Origin of the sequence: Pseudomonas sp. NPDC078700 (genome assembly GCF_044542375.1) — a bacterium.
Taxonomy (GTDB): domain Bacteria; phylum Pseudomonadota; class Gammaproteobacteria; order Pseudomonadales; family Pseudomonadaceae; genus Aquipseudomonas.
Genome location: NZ_JBITUI010000003.1, coordinates 164,628 through 183,648, shown reverse-complemented (window position 1 = coordinate 183,648; position 19,021 = coordinate 164,628). Strand labels below are relative to the sequence as shown.

General features: G+C 54.3%; 19 protein-coding genes. 15 read left to right on the top strand and 4 right to left on the bottom strand.

Translation table 11 applies throughout. The features are described from left to right. Window positions 1-253: 253 nt before the first annotated feature. Entirely contained in the window at window positions 254-886 is a 633-nt protein-coding gene (locus tag ACIGCM_RS11200) for a cation transporter (RefSeq protein ID WP_397502138.1), read from the bottom strand. Between the two features lie 62 nt (window positions 887-948). On the opposite strand from ACIGCM_RS11200, the gene ACIGCM_RS11195 reads away from it, so the two are divergent. Both ACIGCM_RS11195 and ACIGCM_RS11190 read left to right on the top strand, forming a co-directional pair. Further along, window positions 949-1,371, top strand: a complete 423-nt coding sequence (locus ACIGCM_RS11195; RefSeq protein ID WP_397502137.1) for a helix-turn-helix domain-containing protein — start codon at window positions 949-951, stop codon at window positions 1,369-1,371. A 97-nt stretch (window positions 1,372-1,468) separates the two neighbouring features. Then, window positions 1,469-1,756, top strand: a complete 288-nt coding sequence (locus ACIGCM_RS11190; RefSeq protein ID WP_397502136.1) for a HigA family addiction module antitoxin — start codon at window positions 1,469-1,471, stop codon at window positions 1,754-1,756. A 79-nt stretch (window positions 1,757-1,835) separates the two neighbouring features. On the opposite strand, the gene ACIGCM_RS11185 is transcribed toward ACIGCM_RS11190, so the two are convergent. Further along, the gene (locus ACIGCM_RS11185; RefSeq protein WP_397502135.1) at window positions 1,836-2,300 is read right to left on the bottom strand and encodes a methylglyoxal synthase; all 465 of its coding nucleotides are present in this window, start codon (window positions 2,298-2,300) and stop codon (window positions 1,836-1,838) included. A 16-nt stretch (window positions 2,301-2,316) separates the two neighbouring features. Further along, window positions 2,317-3,321, bottom strand: a complete 1,005-nt coding sequence (gene gap / locus ACIGCM_RS11180) for a type I glyceraldehyde-3-phosphate dehydrogenase (RefSeq protein ID WP_397502134.1) — start codon at window positions 3,319-3,321, stop codon at window positions 2,317-2,319. A gap of 133 nt (window positions 3,322-3,454) precedes the next feature. On the opposite strand from gap, the gene edd reads away from it, so the two are divergent. The 9 genes from edd to ACIGCM_RS11135 all read left to right on the top strand — a co-directional run bounded on the left by edd (window position 3,455) and on the right by ACIGCM_RS11135 (window position 14,343). Beyond that, window positions 3,455-5,281 carry a phosphogluconate dehydratase gene (gene edd / locus ACIGCM_RS11175; protein ID WP_397502133.1) on the top strand — a complete coding sequence of 609 codons (1,827 nt, stop codon included), beginning with the start codon at window positions 3,455-3,457 and terminating at the stop codon, window positions 5,279-5,281. Further along, on the top strand, window positions 5,278-6,237 hold the full coding sequence (locus ACIGCM_RS11170) for a glucokinase (protein ID WP_397502132.1): 960 nt from the start codon (window positions 5,278-5,280) through the stop codon (window positions 6,235-6,237). The genes edd and ACIGCM_RS11170 overlap by 4 nt, the downstream gene beginning before the upstream one ends. A gap of 47 nt (window positions 6,238-6,284) precedes the next feature. Further along, complete coding sequence (locus ACIGCM_RS11165) at window positions 6,285-7,019, top strand: response regulator (protein WP_397502131.1); 735 nt, start codon at window positions 6,285-6,287, stop codon at window positions 7,017-7,019. Continuing rightward, window positions 6,988-8,466 carry an ATP-binding protein gene (locus ACIGCM_RS11160; RefSeq protein WP_397502130.1) on the top strand — a complete coding sequence of 493 codons (1,479 nt, stop codon included), beginning with the start codon at window positions 6,988-6,990 and terminating at the stop codon, window positions 8,464-8,466. The genes ACIGCM_RS11165 and ACIGCM_RS11160 overlap by 32 nt, the downstream gene beginning before the upstream one ends. A 127-nt stretch (window positions 8,467-8,593) precedes the next feature. Then, a complete protein-coding gene (locus tag ACIGCM_RS11155) occupies window positions 8,594-9,847 on the top strand; it encodes an ABC transporter substrate-binding protein (protein WP_397502129.1) in 1,254 nt (417 codons plus the stop codon). Between the two features lie 119 nt (window positions 9,848-9,966). Further along, window positions 9,967-10,875, top strand: coding sequence for a carbohydrate ABC transporter permease (locus tag ACIGCM_RS11150; RefSeq protein WP_397502128.1), 909 nt, complete (start codon window positions 9,967-9,969; stop codon window positions 10,873-10,875). Beyond that, on the top strand, window positions 10,868-11,704 hold the full coding sequence (locus ACIGCM_RS11145) for a carbohydrate ABC transporter permease (protein ID WP_397502127.1): 837 nt from the start codon (window positions 10,868-10,870) through the stop codon (window positions 11,702-11,704). Before ACIGCM_RS11150 ends, ACIGCM_RS11145 begins: the two co-directional genes overlap by 8 nt. Window positions 11,705-11,751: 47 nt before the next feature. After that, window positions 11,752-12,915, top strand: a complete 1,164-nt coding sequence (locus ACIGCM_RS11140) for an ABC transporter ATP-binding protein (protein WP_397502126.1) — start codon at window positions 11,752-11,754, stop codon at window positions 12,913-12,915. 204 nt (window positions 12,916-13,119) lie between these two features. Next, window positions 13,120-14,343, top strand: a complete 1,224-nt coding sequence (locus ACIGCM_RS11135; RefSeq protein ID WP_397502125.1) for a maltoporin — start codon at window positions 13,120-13,122, stop codon at window positions 14,341-14,343. 48 nt (window positions 14,344-14,391) lie between these two features. Here ACIGCM_RS11135 and ACIGCM_RS11130 read toward each other — a convergent pair whose 3' ends face one another. Next, window positions 14,392-15,246 carry a MurR/RpiR family transcriptional regulator gene (locus ACIGCM_RS11130; RefSeq protein ID WP_339488709.1) on the bottom strand — a complete coding sequence of 285 codons (855 nt, stop codon included), beginning with the start codon at window positions 15,244-15,246 and terminating at the stop codon, window positions 14,392-14,394. Between the two features lie 190 nt (window positions 15,247-15,436). Here ACIGCM_RS11130 and zwf point away from each other — a divergent pair, with 190 nt between their 5' ends. From zwf to ACIGCM_RS11110, 4 genes are all read left to right on the top strand, one after another. Beyond that, on the top strand, window positions 15,437-16,906 hold the full coding sequence (zwf, locus tag ACIGCM_RS11125; protein ID WP_397502124.1) for a glucose-6-phosphate dehydrogenase: 1,470 nt from the start codon (window positions 15,437-15,439) through the stop codon (window positions 16,904-16,906). Beyond that, window positions 16,893-17,606 carry a 6-phosphogluconolactonase gene (gene pgl, locus ACIGCM_RS11120; protein WP_397502123.1) on the top strand — a complete coding sequence of 238 codons (714 nt, stop codon included), beginning with the start codon at window positions 16,893-16,895 and terminating at the stop codon, window positions 17,604-17,606. Before zwf ends, pgl begins: the two co-directional genes overlap by 14 nt. Before the next feature lie 33 nt (window positions 17,607-17,639). Beyond that, window positions 17,640-18,311, top strand: a complete 672-nt coding sequence (locus ACIGCM_RS11115) for a bifunctional 4-hydroxy-2-oxoglutarate aldolase/2-dehydro-3-deoxy-phosphogluconate aldolase (protein WP_397502122.1) — start codon at window positions 17,640-17,642, stop codon at window positions 18,309-18,311. A gap of 263 nt (window positions 18,312-18,574) precedes the next feature. Continuing rightward, window positions 18,575-19,003, top strand: coding sequence for a YciI family protein (locus tag ACIGCM_RS11110; protein WP_397502121.1), 429 nt, complete (start codon window positions 18,575-18,577; stop codon window positions 19,001-19,003). The last annotated feature ends 18 nt before the right edge of the window (window positions 19,004-19,021 follow it).

Genomic DNA, 19,021 nt, shown 5'->3' with positions numbered 1-19,021 from the left:
GTAGGGAACAATAGGGGGGCTTGGCTAGTGCTTGTATACAATTTATTGATAAAAATTGCATAACCTGTCCGAACGGTCAGTCACAAAGTGTCTGGGTAGTTATGCTGTAGGCCTTGTAGATAGGAGTTTTCTCTGTGGTTTCTGAAGAATTATGCTGATAAATATTGTGTACGATTGGCTAATAACTAATCGACAAAAGGTACAGGGGTGCCGCAGTTTGGGCGCTGCGGCGGACCCTTATCGCTTTAAATTGTTAGGCATGAGCGTGTTCTGTACGCAATTCTTGCTGGGCCTGGCGGGTGACTTGGTAAGCCGAAGTGATCGCCAGTAGTGCCATGACGCTGGCGACAAGTAAGTCTGGCCAAGCGGTGCCAGTACCGAATACACCCACGGCAGCAAGCAGTACTGCAACGTTGCCGAGCGCATCGTTACGTGTACACAACCACACGCTGCGCATATTGCTATCACCTTCACGGTAGGCATAGAGCAGGGCGGCTACGCCTAGGTTTGAGAGCAAGGCCAGGCTGCCGATCAATCCCATGGTTTGCGGCTCTGGAACTTGGCCGCTAAGTGCGTGCCAAATCGCCATTCCCAATACGCCCACACCAAATATCAACATCGACACCGCTTTGAATAATGAGGCTTTAGCGCGCAAAGCGATGCCCATGCCCAGCACCCACAGACTGATGCCGTAGTTGGCGGCGTCCCCGAGAAAATCCAGTGAGTCGGCCAGCAATGAAACCGAACCTGCTTTAACGCCGCTGGCAATCTCGATAAAGAACATCCCGAGGTTGACCACCAGGGCTATCCACAGAATTTTGCGATAACGCGCGGGTCGTTGTTGGCTGGATGGATCTGGGGTGTGATTGCAGCAATTGGCGCCCATAAGACTTCTCCTTGTTTGCGATAGGCGTTACGCTAAACCCTGTAGTCGCTACGGAGTCAAGCATGAGCAAGCCATTTACCATCAGCGCATTAAGCAAGCAGAGTGGCGTCAATCTTGAGACGATTCGTTTTTACGAGCGCAGCGGCTTGTTACCGGAGCCACAGCGCACGGCATCTGGCTATCGTAATTATCAGGATGCTGATGTACGGCGTGTGCTGTTTATTCGTCGGGGGCGCGAGTTGGGTTTTAGCTTGGATGAGATTCGCACCTTGCTGGATCTGGCAAATAGACCGCATAGCCCGTGTGAGCAAGCAGATAAGCTGGTGCAAAGCCATCTGGTGACCATTGAGGAACGTATCCGCGATTTGCAAAAAATGCAGTCCGAGTTATCGCGAATGGCCAATTGCACCAGCGCAGAGGCCGAACATTGCCGGCTTTTAGAAGCGCTCGATAATCGCCAGTGTTGCGCTCCTCCACCGACGTAGGATGCTACAAGCGAAGCTTGTTCACCATTTTCCATTTTATTGGCTCCATTAGTGAGTTGGTCAATTACTTGGATTACCACTAATGCGAGGGCACGACATGCCGATACACAACCCGCCCCATCCGGGCGAAGCCTTGCGCGATGACATTCTGCCAGCCCTAGGCTTGAGCGTTACCGCGTTGGCTCAGCATTTGGGCTATTCGCGGGGCCAGCTCTCGACAGTGATTAATGGCCATGCCGGCATTAGTGCCGACCTAGCGCGCCGTCTGGAGCTTGCAGGCGTTGGCGCTGCTCGAGCCTGGCTCGCCCAGCAAGCAGCGTTTGATTTATGGCAGGCGGAACAGCGCCCATGCCCTGAGATAACGAAGCTCAAGACAGTGGCGTAGGTGCCTCAGTATTTTTCCGGGAAAAACGGCTTGGGATGACGCGTTAATTTCAGGCGCAATACCGTGGCCCGCCGTGTATTTAACAACGCTCAGCCAAATAGCTTTGGTAATCGGGGATTCGGTATGAATGTTGTTGTTCCAACAAACTACTGCTGAGCATGTAGTCGGCGCTGCTCTCGTTGCAGGCCACAGGTATGTTCCAGACTGCCGCCACTCGCAATAGGGCTTTGATATCTGGATCGTGGGGTTGTGGCTCAAAGGGATCCCAGAAAAACACCAGCATATCGACACGTTGTTCGGCGATGCGCGCGCCAATTTGCTGGTCGCCACCCAAGGGGCCGCTGATCATGCTTTCGACGGGCAGATTTAGCTTGCTGCTTAATAACGCCCCAGTGGTGCCAGTGGCCAACAGGTCGTGATTAGCCAGTTTAGCTCGGTGGCGCTGGCACCAATCCAGCAAGAATACTTTGCAGTGATCATGGGCAACCAGCGCTATGCGCTTACGCGCTGCCAACGTGGCGGTGGTGAAGTTGATGCGGCTCATGTGCTAATTCCTACAACTATTGAGGTGCGTTGCACAGGGCTAGGCAAGTATCGAGCATACGATTGGAGAAGCCCCATTCGTTGTCGTACCAGGCCATGACTTTGAGCATTTTGCCGCTGACCTTGGTGTGATTAGCGTCGAAAATCGATGAAAGCGGGTTATGGTTAAAGTCGCATGAGACCAGTGGCAGGCTGTTGTAGCCGAGTACGCTTGAGCGTTCGCTGGCACTTTGCATCAATGCATTCACCGCTTCCGGGCTGGTTTCTCGGCTGACCATCAGGGTTAAATCGACCAGTGATACATTGATCACCGGAACCCTCACAGCCATCCCCGTTAGCTTGCCGGCTAGCTCGGGAAGGACTAAACCTACAGCTTCGGCTGCGCCGGTTTTACTTGGAATGAGCGATTGGGTGGCCGAGCGCGCGCGGTACGGATCGCTGTGGTAAACATCGGACAGGTTTTGGTCGTTGGTGTAGGCGTGAATGGTGGTCATCAAGCCATTCTCGATGCCCAGTTCGCGGTGCAAGACCTGGGCAACCGGTGCCAGGCAGTTGGTGGTGCAAGAGGCGTTAGAGATAATCTGATGAGATTGGCGCAAAATATCCTGATTAACCCCGTAAACTATGGTTGCATCAGCCCCTTTAGCAGGTGCAGAGATAATCACTTTGCGGGCACCAGCGCTGAGGTGCGCAGCGGCTTTATCCCGTGAAGTGAATAGTCCGGTGCATTCAAATACCACATCAATTGCCAGGCGCTTCCATGGCAGTTCACTCGGATTGCGAATTGCACTGACAGCGATACGGTCACCGTTTACCGTCAGGCTTTCCTGATCAAACTCAACATCGCCATCGAAGATGCCATGCACGCTGTCGTACTTGAGCAAATGAGCATTGATAGCGCTATCACCAAGGTCGTTGATAGCTACGATTTGGATGTTTTGGCGGTAGGCTTGGGTGTAGAGGGCGCGCAATACATTGCGGCCGATACGACCAAAGCCATTGATAGCGATACGCAGAGTCATAAATGCAGTCCATTAATTATTTTGTTGTTGGAATTACAAGATTATTCCCGTGAATGTAGAAATCAAGCCTTTTAAGTGGCAATATTTTGTTAAAGGTACAAATAAATTTGCCCGCTAGCCTGGAGTCGACAACATGCATCCCCGTGTCCAAGAGGTAACTGACCGCCTTATCGCCCGCAGCCGTGCTACACGTGAGCGTTATTTGACGATGATTCGTGCAGCAGCGAGTGACGGTCCGCAGCGTGGCAAATTGCAGTGCGCCAACTTTGCTCACGGCGTCGCCGGTTGTGGCGCTGATGACAAGCAAACCTTGCGCTTGATGAATGCTGCCAACGTGGCAATCATTTCTGCATACAACGACATGCTCTCTGCACATCAGCCTTACGAGACCTACCCAGAGCAGATCAAGCAAGCCCTGCGCGATGTTGGCTCGGTGGGCCAATTCGCCGGTGGTGTGCCTGCCATGTGTGATGGCGTGACCCAGGGCGAGCCGGGCATGGAGTTGGGTATCGCCAGTCGTGAAGTGATTGCCATGTCGACTGCCGTGGCGTTGTCGCACAATATGTTCGACGCCGCACTCTGCCTGGGTATTTGCGACAAAATTGTGCCGGGTTTGGTGATGGGCGCATTGCGCTTTGGTCACCTGCCGACAATGTTTGTGCCTGCTGGGCCTATGCCGTCTGGTTTGTCGAACAAAGAAAAAGCTGATGTTCGCCAGCGTTACGCAGAAGGCAAAGCCACTCGTGATGAGCTGCTTGAAGCTGAAATGAGTGCTTATCACAGCCCAGGCACCTGTACATTCTACGGCACCGCCAACACCAACCAACTGCTGATGGAAGTGATGGGCTTGCACTTGCCGGGTGCTTCCTTTGTGAATCCCAATACGCCATTGCGTGATGCGCTGACTGTTGCGGCTGCGCGGCAAATCACTCAGATGACCAAGCAAAGCGGACAGTTTATGCCGCTGGCTGAGATTGTTGATGAGCGCTGCCTGGTTAACTCGATCGTCGCCTTGAGTGCGACGGGCGGATCAACCAACCACACCTTGCACATGCCTGCAATTGCACGGGCTGCCGGGATTATGCTGACCTGGCAGGACATGGCTGATTTGTCCGCTGTGGTGCCGACCCTGGCTCATGTTTATCCAAATGGTAAATCCGACATCAACCACTTTCAGGCAGCTGGCGGTATGTCATTTCTGATTCGTGAATTGCTCGATGCCGGTTTGCTCCATGAAAATGTCAACACAGTTGCCGGTCATGGCCTGAGCCGTTACACCCAAGAGCCTTTTCTTGAGGATGGTGCGCTGGTGTGGCGCGACGGCCCACGCAAGAGCCATGACGAATCAGTCTTGCGCCCGGTGGCCAATCCGTTTTCTGCCGAAGGTGGGTTGCGGGTAATGGAGGGCAATCTGGGGCGTGGAGTCATGAAAGTTTCGGCTGTTGCCCTTGAGCATCAGATTGTAGAGGCTCCAGCGCGTGTATTCGAAGATCAGCAAGAGCTGGCTGATGCCTTCAAGGCCGGTGAGCTTGAGCACGACATGGTGGCTGTGATGCGTTTTCAGGGGCCGCGCTCCAATGGCATGCCTGAATTGCACAAGATGACGCCATTTCTGGGTGTGCTGCAGGATCGCGGTTTTAAAGTCGCGCTGGTGACGGATGGCCGTATGTCGGGGGCTTCAGGCAAAATTCCGGCAGCTATTCATGTGTGCCCTGAAGCATTTGATGGTGGGCCGTTGGCGCGGGTTCGCGATGGCGACATCATCCGGGTCAATGGCCACACCGGCGAGCTTCGGGTGCTGGTAGATGAGAAAGAGTTGGCTGCTCGTGAGTTGGCGAGCAGTTCGCTGAACAATGGCGAAGGTTGTGGGCGTGAGTTGTTCAGCTTTATGCGCCATTCATTCAGTACCGCCGAGCAGGGTGCCAGTGCATTCACAGAGAGCCTGGAGTCGCTTAAGTGAAGCTGGCGCTAGTCGGAGATATTGGCGGCACCAACGCGCGCTTTGCGTTGTGGCGTGATGAGCAGTTGGAGTCGGTCAGCGTTCTGCCAACGGCTGATTTTGCAACGGCTGAAGCGGCGATTGAGCAGTATCTTGCCGAACATAATGTGCCACTGGGTTCACTTGGCTCGGTGTGCCTTGCCTGTGCTGGGCCAGTGAGCGATGCCGTGTTTCGTTTTACTAACAATCACTGGCGGATCAATCGCGCCGAGTTTTGCCAGCGTCTTCAGATCGATCAGTTAGTGCTGATTAATGACTTCAGCGCCATGGCCCTAGGCATGACCCGGCTGGCTGAGGGTGAGCGCCTGACAGTGTGCGAGGGTGTTGCCGATGCCAGTCGCCCAGCGGTGGTGATTGGTGCTGGCACCGGCTTGGGCGTGGGTACATTGCTGCCGCAAGCTGAGGGTGGCTGGGCCGCACTGCCGGGCGAGGGCGGTCATGTGGATTTACCCATTGGCAGCGCCCGTGAGGCGCAGCTCTGGCAAGTGCTGTTCCGTCAGTTGGGGCATGTACGCGCTGAAGATGTGCTCAGTGGCAATGGTTTGCTGGTGTTGTATCGCGCCATGTGTGAGTTGGACCAAATTGCTCCGCAACTGGCCAGCCCGGCCGAGATAACCACTGCGGCATTGGCAGGTGATGCCACGGCAAGTGCTGTGCTTGAGCAGTTTTGCTGCTGGTTGGGGCGCGCTGCCGGCAATAATGTCCTGAGTTTGGGCGCGCGCGGCGGGGTTTACATCGTTGGCGGTATAGTCCCGCGGTTTGCTGAGTTTTTTTGCGGCAGTGGTTTTGCGCACAGCTTCAGCGACAAAGGCTGTATGAGCGATTACTTTGCCGGCATACCGGTGTGGCTGGTAACGGCTGAGTATCCGGGTTTGATGGGCGCAGGCGTGGCGCTGCAGCAACAACAAAGTCTGTAGTAGAAGCCGGCGTTGGCGGCCACTCATAACAATAAAAAGGTGATGTCTTGAGTCAGAATGGAAGGTCGATCTTATTGGTCGATGACGATCAGGAAATTCGCGAACTTCTGCAAACCTATTTGAGTCGTGCCGGTTTTCAAGTGCGTGCTGTCGGCGATGGTGCGGGGTTCCGTCAGAGTCTCACCGCGGACTCGGCTGACCTGGTGATCCTCGATGTGATGCTGCCCGACGAAGACGGATTCAGCCTGTGTCGCTGGGTGCGTGAGCATCAACGCTTTGCCCATATTCCGGTGATTATGTTGACCGCCAGCTCTGATGAAGCTGACCGAGTGATCGGCCTTGAATTGGGCGCTGATGATTACTTAGGTAAACCCTTTAGCCCGCGTGAGTTGCAGGCGCGAATCAAAGCGTTGCTGCGTCGGGTTAACTTCAGTCAGGAGCGAGGCGCTGAGGTATTGGCCTTCGAGGGCTGGCGACTGGATATGGTCAGTCATCGCTTATTCCATACTGACGGTGAAGAAGTGATTCTTTCCGGGGCGGATTTCACCCTGCTCAAGCTGTTTCTCGACAATCCGCAGCAAATCCTGGATCGCGACACCATTGGCAACGCTACCCGTGGTCGAGAGGTCATGCCGCTTGAGCGAATAGTCGATATGGCGGTAAGTCGATTGCGTCAGCGCCTGCGTGATATCGAAAAACCACCGCGACTGATCCGTACGGTTCGTGGCAGTGGTTACTTGTTGGCTGCCCATGTTGAACCCCATCAGGGTCACGGTTATTAAGCGCTTGTTAGGGTTGCTGATACCGCGTTCCTTACTGGCCAGAATGCTGGTATTGACCTTGCTGGTGGTGGTTATTGCCCAGGCGCTTTCAAGCGTTATCTGGGTTTCACAATTGCGCGCCAGTCAGGTTGAAGGCTTGGTCGCCAGTTCGCGCAGCTTGGCGCAGTCGATGGCTGCCAGTGTCAGCTATTTTCGCTCGTTGCCGTTGGGCTATCGGCCAATGGTGCTGGATCAGCTGCGCAATATGGGTGGCACCCGTTTCTTCGTATCACTCAATGACAAACCACTGAGCATGGATGTGCTGCCAGTTACGCCGCGTAAGCGGGCAGTGATTGATGCGGTTGACGCAACGCTGCGCGAGCGCTTGGGTCACGATCTAGATTTGTCAGTGCAATTTGTCAGCCCTGATGATCTGCGTATTTTCAATAATGCGGTGAAGCTCGATGAGTTGCCACGCTCATGGGCACACTACGCATTGAGCCTTGAACCGATGAATCCGCCCGTGCTGGTTACGCAGATACGAATTGGCCCGGAGGAGTGGTTGTACCTGGCCTCGCTGATGCCCGAACCCTATGTGAGCCTGGAGCAGCCAGGGCTGCCTGCCCAGCAGCTCTGGTTCATTATTTTGACCAGTGGATTCTTGCTGCTGTTTATCGGTTTGATGGTGCACTGGCAAAGCCGGCCGCTCAAGTATCTGGCGGTGGCCGCGCGGGAAATGTCACTGGGCACCGAGGTTGAGCCACTGAAAGAGGCGGGCGGCAGTGAAGTGGTGGAGGTCAGTCGTGCCTTTAACACCATGCGCGAGCGGATTGGTCGTTATCTGCGCGAACGCAGCCAGCTGTTCAGTGCCATCTCCCATGACTTGCGCACGCCGATTACCCGGTTGCGCTTACGGGTTGAATTGCTCGACGATGAGGCCGTGCAGGAAAAGTTTGGTCGCGACCTTGATGAGCTTGAGCTGCTGGTAAAAGGCGCTTTGCAGTGCGTCAAAGACACAGATATTCACGAAAATATCGAAGCGATAGACCTCGATTATCTGATCAATTGCGTGATTGAACCCTATCTGGCACCTGCCGGTAATGGCTTGGTAACGCTTGCCGGGCAGAGCGACTCAAATTACCAGGGCAAGCCCTTAGCCTTAAGGCGCTGCATCGGTAATCTGGTCGATAACGCCTTGAAGTATGGCCAGCGTGCGCTCTTGAGTATTGAAGATAATGATGGCGTCTTTGTGCTGCATGTTGACGATGAAGGGCCTGGGGTGCCTGAGCAGCAACTGGAGCACGTGTTTGAACCGCACTTTCGCTTGTCCGCACAACAGCAGGGCTACGGCCTTGGTCTGGGTATCGCGCGCAACATCGCCCACAGCCATGGTGGCGAAGTAACCCTGAAGAACCTCCGCGAAGGAGGTTTGCGCGTGTCGCTGTATTTACCCCGTTTCGCCGATTAGCTTTTGTAACTGTTCGGTGACGTTTCTCTATCCCTTCGTTACCCGTTTTCGCCGATGTCTTGGTTAGTATCCAATGCAGCACAAGCGTCAGACTTGTTCGCGAATAACAACAAGAAAGGTACTGTTGATGAAAGTTATCTCTCGCCTGGCAACTGCTGTTTACCTTGCCTCCCTGATTCCGTTTGCTGCCCATGCTGGTGAAGTCGAAGTGCTGCACTGGTGGACGTCGGGTGGTGAAAAGCGCGCCGCTGATACCCTTAAGCAAATGGTTGAAGCCAAAGGCCACACCTGGAAAGACTTTGCCGTCGCCGGTGGCGGTGGTGAGGCGGCCATGACCGTACTCAAGACGCGTGCTGTTTCAGGCAATCCACCTGCGGCTGCACAGATTAAAGGCCCGGACATTCAAGAGTGGGGTGAGCTGGGTTTGCTCACTGATTTGAATGACGTTGCCAAGCGCCAAAAGTGGGACGAGCTGCTGCCTGAGCAAGTCGCCAAAATCATGAAGTACGACGGTGATTACGTGGCCGTGCCGGTGAATGTGCATCGGGTTAACTGGCTGTGGATCAACCCAGAGGTATTTGCTAAAGCCGGTGCTACGCCGCCAACCACGCTGGACGAGTTCTTTACCGCAGCAGACAAGCTGAAGGCTGCAGGCTTTATCGCAATTGCCCATGGTGGCCAGCCTTGGCAAGACGGTACGGTTTTTGAAGATTTAGCATTCGCCATTCTCGGTCCGGCTGATTTTCGCAAAGCCTTTGTCGATCAAGATGAAGCCGTGTTAACGGGCGACAAGATGGTCAAGGTTTTTGCCACCCTGAAAAAACTGCACGGTTACATCGATGCCAACGCAGCGGGGCGTGATTGGAATACGGCAGCTGGCTTAGTTATTAATGGCAAGGCTGGCATGCAGATCATGGGTGATTGGGCCAAGAGCGAATGGACCGCTGCTGGCAAGACCGCTGGCAAAGATTACACCTGCATACCGTTCCCCGGCACTCAGGGCAGCTTCGCCTACAACATCGATTCCCTAGCGATGTTTAAGCTGGCCAATGCCGACAACCGCAAGGCCCAAGAGGATCTCGCCGAGATTGTTATGGGCAAGGAATTCCAAGGCATCTTCAACAAGGCCAAGGGCTCGATCCCGGTTCGTCAGGACATGGACATGAGCAGCTTTGACAGTTGCGCCCAAGCCTCAATGAAAGACTTCAAAGAGGCTGCCAAGACTGGTGGCTTGCAGCCAAGTCTGGCCCATGGCATGGCGGCTTCAAGCTATGTGCAAGGCGCGGTTTTTGACGTGGTGACCAACTTCTTCAATGACGCCGATGCAGATCCGAAGAAAGCGGCCCAGCAATTGGCTGCGGCAATTCAAGCCGTTCAGTAGCCGTCCATAGCTGCTGGTTCGCCGGCAGCGACTCCTTAGGTAGAGCCATTCAAGGTGTGCAAACCCGCACCGCGGATTGGCTCGTCTGGAATTTGTCTTTGCGATGTTGAGGGGCCTGTATGCGCTCAGTAGCAATTATGAGCAAAACGTCACCACTGGATGCGTTGCAACGCTGGCTACCTAAGCTGGTGTTGGCACCGACCATGCTGATCGTGCTGGTTGGCTTTTACGGTTATATCCTGTGGACCTTTTTATTGTCCTTTACCAGCTCGCGGTTTATGCCCAGCTACAAATGGGTTGGCTTGCAGCAATACCAGCGGCTGATGGAAAACGACCGCTGGTGGGTGGCGAGCAAGAACCTGATGATCTTTGGTGGCTTGTTTATCAGCATCAGCTTGATCCTTGGGGTGTTTCTGGCGGTGTTGCTTGATCAGCGCATTCGCCGTGAAGGCTTTATCCGCACCATCTTCCTGTATCCGATGGCGATCTCGATGATTGTCACTGGTACCGCCTGGAAGTGGTTGCTTAACCCTGGGTTGGGGCTGGATAAACTGCTGCGTGACTGGGGCTGGGAAGGCTTTCGTTTTGACTGGCTGGTGGACACCGATCGCGTGGTCTATTGCCTGGTGATCGCCGCTGTGTGGCAGGCCTCCGGCTTTGTCATGGCGTTGTTTCTGGCAGGTTTGCGTGGGGTTGATCAGTCAATCATTCGCGCCGCTCAAGTGGACGGTGCCAGCCTGCCAAATATCTACCTGCGCATTGTGTTGCCCAGCCTTGGCCCGGTGTTTTTCAGTGCGGTGATGATCCTTTCACATATTGCGATCAAGAGCTTCGATTTGGTCGCGTCGATGACCGCAGGTGGTCCCGGTTACTCGTCTGATCTGCCCGCCATGTTTATGTATGCCCATACCTTTACCCGCGGCCAGATGGGGCTTGGCGCGGCCAGTGCAATTTTGATGCTGGGCGCGGTGTTGGCGATTTTAGTGCCCTATCTGTATTCCGAGTTGCGGGGCAAGCGCCATGACTAATCAGCCTAAATTCAGCTTTAGCCGTTTGGCTATTTACGCGACGTTGCTCGCGGCCTGTGCGGTGTATCTGGTGCCGTTGATTGTGATGTTGCTCACCAGTTTCAAAACACCGGAAGACATTCGCAGTGGCAATCTATTGACCTGGCCTGATGTGATTACCGCCATTGGTTGGGTTAAGGCCTGGGACAGCCTCGGCGGCTTTTTCTGGAACTCGGTGAAGATCACCGTGCCTGCGGTGCTGATCTCCACCGTATTGGGAGCGCTTAACGGCTATGTGCTAGCCATGTGGCGTTTCAAGGGCTCGCAGTTGTTCTTTGGCTTGCTGCTTTTTGGTTGTTTCCTGCCGTTTCAGGTGGTGTTACTGCCGGCGTCTTTCACCCTTGGCAAGCTGGGTTTGGCCAATACCACGACCGGGTTGGTGTTGGTGCATCTGGTTTACGGCATCGCCTTTACCACGCTGTTTTTCCGCAATTACTACGTCAGTGTTCCGGATGCTTTAGTGCGTGCTGCGCGGCTGGATGGGGCAGGGTTCTTCACGATTTTCGGGCGCATTCTGCTGCCGATGTCGGTGCCTATCATCATGGTTTGTTTGATCTGGCAATTTACCCAAATCTGGAACGACTTTTTGTTTGGGGTGGTGTTCGCCAGTGGTGACACCCAGCCGATTACGGTGGCGCTCAATAATCTGGTCAACACCAGCACTGGAACCAAGGAATACAACGTCGATATGGCTGCCGCAATGATCGCTGGGTTACCCACGCTGGTGGTCTATGTGCTGGCAGGTAAGTACTTCTTGCGCGGGCTGACAGCTGGCGCGGTGAAAGGCTAACAGGTCGTTACCTGAACGCTGGGCAATGGCCTGTTTGGAGAGACAATATGGCAACGCTTGAACTTCGAAATGTACACAAGAGCTACGGCAGCGGGTTGGCTGACACGCTGAAAAATATCGAATTGAACATTGAGTCAGGCGAGTTCCTGATTCTGGTTGGACCCTCGGGTTGTGGCAAGTCGACGCTAATGAATTGCATCGCGGGGCTTGAAAGCATTAGCGGTGGCGAAATTATTGTTGAAGGTGCTGATATCAGCGGCAAGAGCCCGAAAGATCGTGACATCGCCATGGTCTTTCAGTCGTATGCGCTGTATCCAACCATGAGTGCTCGCGACAACATTGCCTTTGGTTTGAAGATGCGCAAGATGGCACCAGAGGCGATTGATCAAGAGGTTGCACGTGTCGCCAAGCTGCTGCAAATCGAGCATTTGCTCAAGCGCAAGCCGGGGCAATTATCGGGCGGCCAGCAGCAGCGTGTGGCGATGGGGCGTGCTTTGGCGCGGCGGCCAAAAATCTATTTGTTTGATGAGCCCTTATCCAACCTTGACGCCAAGTTGCGTGTCGAAATGCGCACCGAAATCAAGCTGATGCATCAGCGGCTCAAGACCACCACTGTGTATGTCACCCATGACCAGATCGAGGCCATGACGCTGGGCGATAAAGTGGCGGTGATGAAGGATGGTGTGATTCAGCAGTTTGGTACGCCGCAGCAAATTTATAACGATCCAGCCAACCTGTTTGTCGCCAGCTTCATTGGCTCGCCGCCGATGAATTTTATTCCTGTGAAGCTTGAGCGTCGCGACGGTCATGTGGTTGCGCAATTGAGCAGTGGTGAAAAGGGCGAGCTCACAGCTGATTTGCCTTTGCAGGCTATGCCCGAAGGTGTCGAGGAGCGCGACGTGATTCTGGGGGTGCGCCCTGAACAGATCCAGACTGTGGCCAGTGCCCCAGGGTTGGTGGCAATCAGTGCCGAGGTAGAGATTATCGAGCCAACAGGGCCGGACACTTTAGTGTTTGTCACGCTCAATCACACCAAGGTGTGTTGCCGCATGGCACCTGATGATGCGCCGCGTGTTGGGCAGGTGTTGGCGCTGCAGCTTGACCCGGAGAAGGTCATGCTGTTTGACGCCAAAAGTGGCGAGCGTCTTCGTTCAGGCGCGTCTGTAGGCAGAGATTCAACCGCCAATGTCACGCGTTTGAGAAGCCTTTAGGTAGGCGATTAACCGCGGATTTAAGCGCCGCGATAGAGATCACGAGATGTTACTCAGCCGGGCTTTTGGGCTCGGGTGAGGGAGCTTTTGCGCATTTTTTTTGCGTGGATATGGATATCGCCAAGGGTTCAGGTGATGGCTGCCTTGTTACGTCACCTGAGCTGATCAATGACCGACTTAACAATAAAAATAATTGGAGTTGAAATGAAAGCAGCAACGCAATTGAGGTTTGTCTTGGCGCTGGGCTACTTGGCGATGCCAGTGGCTGCCAACGCACTGGAGTTCTCGGGGTACGTGCGTAGCGGTGCGGGTGGGTCGGAAAACGGCGGGACTCAATCCTGCTTCCAGTTGCCGGGTGCGCAGTCCAAGTATCGTCTGGGTAACGAGTGTGAAACCTACTCAGAGCTGGATTTACGTCAAGATCTGCTAAGCCTTGACGATGGCTCAACACTGAGTGTCGAGGGCATGGCTCAGCTGTATAACGAATATGGCCATACGCCTAAGTTTACCGGTGATTATGGTTTTGCCCGGATGAATCAGATGTACGCCGAGTGGAGCAACATGCCGGCGTTGAATGGTGGCTCGTTGTGGGCGGGTCGACGTTTCTATAAACGTAATGACATTCATATCTCTGACTTCTACTACTGGAACCAGAGCGCGACCGGTTTCGGTGTTGATGAAATGGTTATTGGTGATCTCAAGTACAGCTACGTGTTTTCACGTAAGGACAGCTACTTTCAGGATGACTACACCACTCGCCAGGACTTCAACGTAGGCGGTTTCAAGACTAACCCGGGCGGGGAAGTCGAGGTGGGTTACAGCTATATCAACAATCCGCACCGTGGCGACAGCAGCAGCGGTTGGGCAATCACCGGGCAGCATGTGCAAAAAATGTTTCTCGGTGGCACCAACAAGTTCGCTTTGCAATATGGTCAGGGGCCAGGTACTGGCTTGGGTACTACGGGGGATGTTGGGCTTGATCGCGACAGCAAGAGCTACCGTCTGGTGGAGTTCTTTGATTGGCAGATTACACCACGCCTGGGTGGTCAGGTTGAGGTGGTCTACCAGAAAGATATTCGCCCAGACAGCGATGACCAAAACTGGTTATCTGTGGGTGGGCGCACCACCTATGCGTTGACTGATCAATTCAAGCTGGTCGGTGAATTGGGCCGCGATCAGGTGGATGCTACAGGTGGCACACGCAAGTTGACCAAGTTCACCGTTGCGCCTACATGGTCGCCGGCGGGACCTGGTTTTTGGGCGCGACCTGAATTTCGTCTGTATTACACCTATGCCAGTTGGAATGAGGCGGCGCAGCGGGCTGCCAGCCAGATGTCCGCAGGTTCAGCGCTGTCTGATTCAGGGGTGTTCGATAATGCGCGGCATGGCTCGAACTTTGGTGTTCAGGTCGAGTACTGGTGGAAGTAAGCCTGCGTTGGGACAGGCAGAATCTGCTCTGCCTGACCGCCAAAGGAGTCAGTCTTCGTCAGTTGGATAGCGGCTGGCGTTGAGGCTTTCTTTGATCTTGCGCAGGTGCGGTTGGAAGTCGACGCCGCGGCGCAAGGTGACGCCCGTTGCGAGCACATCGAGCACGGTCAATTGAATGATCCGTGAGGTCATCGGCATATAGATGTCGGTGTCTTCCGGCAGGGGAATATTCAGGCTTAAGGTGCTGGCTTTTGCTAGGGGTGAGTTGGCGGCGGTCAGGCCCAAAACTGAAGCGCCTTTTTCCCGGGCGATTCGTGCCACTTCAACCAGCTCACGGGTGCGGCCGGTATAGGAGATAATTACGAATAAGTCACCGGTATGGGCGACCGAGGCCAGCATACGCTGCATCAGCACATCGGCATGTGCAGTCACGGCGAGGTTAAAACGGAAAAATTTATGCTGTGCATCCAGCGCCACCGGGGCCGAAGCGCCTAGACCGAAGAAGTGGATCTGCCGGGCTTGAATCAACAGGTCGACAGCGCGGCTGATCAGCTGTGGATCAAGCGACTGGCACGCACTGTCCAGCGAGGTAATAGCGCTGCCAAAAATTTTGCGAGTGTAAGCCTCTGGGCCGTCATCTGCTTCAACGGCGCGACTGACATAGGCTGCGCCACTGGCAAGGCTTTGGGCCAGTTGCATCTTCAGTTCCGGATAGCCGTTGACGCCGAATGAGCGGCAGAAACGGTTAACCGTTGGTTCGCTGACCGAGGCCGCTTGTGCAAGCGCGGCTATGCTCAAGCGGGTTGCTTGCTGCGGGTTGTGCAGAATCACTTCGGCAACCTTGCGCTCGGCCTTGTTGAGGCTGTCGAGACGGGTCTGAATTTGCTCCAGAAGGTTTCGCACGCGATCCATTTTTGTTCCTTATGCAGACAGGCAGCTGACGAAAATGCAGGCCTATCGTACTGATCAGCCCTGATTGTCACCACTTGTTATGTTAATTTCCGCGAAATGTTGTTTTTATTACTACATATTGCGGTGTAACATGCCAGCAAATCCGCTATTGCTCGCTTAACTTGATAGAAGAACATATATCATGCCAAGCATAACTGTTGAACCTTGTACCTTCGCCTTGTTCGGTGCCTTGGGTGATCTAGCGTTGCGCAAGCTGTTTCCCGCGCTTTTCCAGCTGGATCAAGCTGATCTTTTACATGCCGATACGCAAATTCTTGCCCTCGCACGCGATGCGGGTGAACCGCAGCAGTACATCGACGCGATTGAAAACGCTCTGCGCGGGTACATTGAAGCAAAAAACATCGATGAGGCGGTGATGCAGCGCTTTTTGGCGCGCCTTGACTACCTGCGGATGGATTTCTTGCAGGCCGATGATTACTCAGCGCTGGTAGAAAAAACTGCAGGCGATAAATGCCTGATTGCTTACTTTGCGACCCCTGCATCGGTTTACGGCGGCATATGCGCAAATTTGGCGGGAGTCGGTTTGGCTGAAAATACCCGGGTTGTTCTGGAGAAGCCGATCGGTCACGACTTGGCTTCATCCCGTGAAGTCAATAATGCGGTCGCGCAGTTCTTCCCGGAGACACGGATCTACCGTATCGACCACTATTTGGGTAAAGAAACCGTGCAGAACTTGATTGCACTGCGTTTCGCTAACAGCCTGTTCGAAACCCAGTGGAATCAAAATCACATTTCCCATGTGGAAATCACCGTTGCTGAAAAAGTCGGCATCGAAGGCCGTTGGGGTTACTTCGATAAGGCCGGCCAGTTACGCGACATGATCCAGAATCACTTGTTGCAGTTACTGTGTTTGATCGCGATGGATCCGCCAAGTGATTTGTCTGCCGACAGTATTCGCGACGAGAAGGTCAAGGTGCTAAAAGCGCTTGAGCCGATCACCGCCGAACAGCTTAGCCACCGTGTGGTGCGCGGTCAGTATGTGGCTGGCAACAGTGCGGGTAAGCCCGTGCCTGGCTACCTTGATGAAGAAAACTCGAATACTGAAAGTGATACTGAAACCTTCGTTGCACTGCGGGCCGATATCCGTAACTGGCGGTGGTCGGGCGTGCCTTTCTACCTGCGCACCGGTAAGCGCATGGCGGAGAAAATGTCGCAGATTGTGATTCATTTTAAAGAGCCGCCGCATTACATCTTCGCAGCGGAGCAACGCCCGCTGATCAGCAACCGACTGATTATCCGCCTGCAACCCGATGAAGGTATATCGCTGCAGGTCATGACCAAAGACCACGGCCTCGACAAAGGCATGCAGCTGCGCAGTGGACCCTTACAGCTGAGTTTCTCGGATGCTTACCAAAGCGCACGCATTCCCGATGCCTATGAGCGTTTACTGCTTGAGGTGATGCGCGGTAACCAGAATTTATTCGTGCGTAAAGATGAAATCGAGCACGCATGGCTCTGGTGTGACCAGCTCATTGCGGGCTGGAAACGTCTTGGTGATAAACCCAAACCCTATGCCGCTGGCTCGTGGGGGCCAATGGCTTCAATTGCTCTAATTACTCGTGACGGGAAGGCTTGGTATGGCGATCTCTAAACTGCAACTACCGGCTGGAGTGGTCACCCACAGCCTTAACAGCCCAGCCAAACTGGCCAATCAGTTGGCCGCAGACGTGGCGGATGCGTTACGTGCGGCTATTACTGAAAAAAACCAAGCCACATTAGTGGTGTCGGGTGGTCGCAGTCCGGTGGCGTTCCTTGAGGCGTTGTCGCAGCAAGAACTGCAGTGGTCCAGCGTTGTGGTAAGCCTGGCTGATGAACGCTGGGTGCCGACGACCCATGCTGACAGCAATGAAGGTCTGGTACGGCGTCACTTGCTGCAAGGCCCCGCTGCTGCGGCACGGATGCTGGGTCTGTATTACAGCGCCCCATCCCTGGATCAGGCCGCACTTGTTGCTGATCAGGCGTTGCAGGATTTACCGCCAATAGACGTAGTGGTGCTGGGCATGGGCGATGACGGCCACACCGCTTCTTTGTTTCCTGGCAGCCCCAATCTGCTTGAGGCCATGTCGCCAAATGCTCAGCGCCATTGTTTGCCAATGCTTGCGCCGAGTGTGCCGCATCAGCGTTTAACCATGACCCTGCCATTGCTGACCTCAGCGAAACGGCTGGTATTGGCAATCCAAGGTAACAGCAAGCTGGCAACGCTGACACAAGCCTTACGGGTCGACTCACCGGCGAATATGCCCGTGCGCGCATTCTTGAAATCACCTCTTGAAATTTACTGGTGCGCCTAGCCCGGTAGTTCTAGTTTTAAAGGACCTTGAATAATGACAACTCACGAAACGAATCAGCAGCGCATGGTTGCTAAGACTGCCCAGATTGACGCCATCTGTGCGCAGGCGAAAATAATTCCGGTCATCACCATCTCCCGTGAGGAAGATATTCTGCCGATGGCCGATGCGTTGGCTGCCGGTGGTCTGACGGTACTGGAAGTGACCCTGCGCTCTGAGCATGGTTTGACAGCTATTCGCCGCTTGCGTGAGGCGCGTCCGGACTTGATCGTGGGTGCCGGCACTGTGCTTGATGTCGATATGCTGGCTGCGGCTGAAGCGGCGGGTGCGCAATTTATAGTCACCCCGGGTTGCACCCGTGAACTGTTAGAAGCCAGTTTAGCCAGTGATATACCACTGCTGCCGGGCATCGCCAGTGCTTCGGAAATCATGCTGGGCTATGCCCTAGGCTATCGTCGCTTCAAGTTGTTTCCTGCTGAAGTTAGTGGCGGTACAGCAGCACTTAAAGCCTTGGGCGGACCATTCCCCGCTGTGCGTTTTTGCCCGACTGGCGGTGTCAGCTTGGCGAATGTCAAAAGCTACATGGCACAGCCTAATGTGATGTGCGTCGGTGGCACATGGATGCTCGACAGTGCCTGGATCAAAGCCGGTGACTGGGCGCGTGTGGAGCAAACCAGTGCTGAAGCGCTGGCATTACTGGCCCAATAAAATCCGCCTCACGGGCCGGCTGATAATCAGCCGGCCTGCTGTTTTTCCTTTTCTCTTTTACCCTCGTCGATTCACCGTTAGTCAACCAGGCTAGCGACTGTTTGATCCCTCTCCTATGGTCATTCGACCAACCTTAAGCGCGGCATACCCAGCCATCCGGCGCGCCAATTCAGTTGTGCAAAATATTTTTCCCCGCGCTGTCGAATTGCCGTGCACCGGTTCGACTATTGGATAGTCAAATCGAAAATAAGAAGGAGGTGGTTATGCGTTGCATGGTGATAGTGAAAGCCAGCCCAGAGTCAGAAGCCGGTGAGATGCCCACAGAAGCGTTGCTTGAGCAGATGGGTAACTTTAACCAGGAACTGGTAGATGCAGGGGTCATGCTTGCCGGTGAAGGTTTGCACCCCAGCAGTAGGGGTGCGCGGGTGCAGTTTTCGGGTGAGCGGCGCACGGTGGTGGATGGCCCTTTTATGGAGACCAAAGAGCTCATCGCCGGCTTCTGGATATTCAATGTCGCCTCCATGCAAGAGGCCATTGATTGGGTCAAGCGCTGCCCAAATCCGATGCTCAGTGATTCGGAAATCGAAATCCGGCCGATATTTGAAGCCGAAGATTTTGGCGAAGAATTTACCCCGCAGTTGCAAGAGCAAGAGCGTCTTTTGCGTGAGCAAATTGAACAACAAACCAAATAAATCGATTAGAGGGAGTGA

Excerpts from the sequence above, each read along its gene's own strand:
- ACIGCM_RS11200 (WP_397502138.1), bottom strand. The coding sequence starts at position 886 with ATGGGCGCCAATTGCTGCAATCACACCCCAGATCCATCCAGCCAACAA.
- ACIGCM_RS11195 (WP_397502137.1), top strand. The coding sequence starts at position 949 with ATGAGCAAGCCATTTACCATCAGCGCATTAAGCAAGCAGAGTGGCGTC.
- ACIGCM_RS11190 (WP_397502136.1), top strand. The coding sequence starts at position 1,469 with ATGCCGATACACAACCCGCCCCATCCGGGCGAAGCCTTGCGCGATGAC.
- ACIGCM_RS11185 (WP_397502135.1), bottom strand. The coding sequence starts at position 2,300 with ATGAGCCGCATCAACTTCACCACCGCCACGTTGGCAGCGCGTAAGCGC.
- gap (WP_397502134.1), bottom strand. The coding sequence starts at position 3,321 with ATGACTCTGCGTATCGCTATCAATGGCTTTGGTCGTATCGGCCGCAAT.
- edd (WP_397502133.1), top strand. The coding sequence starts at position 3,455 with ATGCATCCCCGTGTCCAAGAGGTAACTGACCGCCTTATCGCCCGCAGC.
- ACIGCM_RS11160 (WP_397502130.1), top strand. The coding sequence starts at position 6,988 with ATGTTGAACCCCATCAGGGTCACGGTTATTAAGCGCTTGTTAGGGTTG.
- ACIGCM_RS11155 (WP_397502129.1), top strand. The coding sequence starts at position 8,594 with ATGAAAGTTATCTCTCGCCTGGCAACTGCTGTTTACCTTGCCTCCCTG.
- ACIGCM_RS11150 (WP_397502128.1), top strand. The coding sequence starts at position 9,967 with ATGCGCTCAGTAGCAATTATGAGCAAAACGTCACCACTGGATGCGTTG.
- ACIGCM_RS11145 (WP_397502127.1), top strand. The coding sequence starts at position 10,868 with ATGACTAATCAGCCTAAATTCAGCTTTAGCCGTTTGGCTATTTACGCG.
- ACIGCM_RS11140 (WP_397502126.1), top strand. The coding sequence starts at position 11,752 with ATGGCAACGCTTGAACTTCGAAATGTACACAAGAGCTACGGCAGCGGG.
- ACIGCM_RS11135 (WP_397502125.1), top strand. The coding sequence starts at position 13,120 with ATGAAAGCAGCAACGCAATTGAGGTTTGTCTTGGCGCTGGGCTACTTG.
- zwf (WP_397502124.1), top strand. The coding sequence starts at position 15,437 with ATGCCAAGCATAACTGTTGAACCTTGTACCTTCGCCTTGTTCGGTGCC.
- pgl (WP_397502123.1), top strand. The coding sequence starts at position 16,893 with ATGGCGATCTCTAAACTGCAACTACCGGCTGGAGTGGTCACCCACAGC.
- ACIGCM_RS11115 (WP_397502122.1), top strand. The coding sequence starts at position 17,640 with ATGACAACTCACGAAACGAATCAGCAGCGCATGGTTGCTAAGACTGCC.
- ACIGCM_RS11110 (WP_397502121.1), top strand. The coding sequence starts at position 18,575 with ATGCGTTGCATGGTGATAGTGAAAGCCAGCCCAGAGTCAGAAGCCGGT.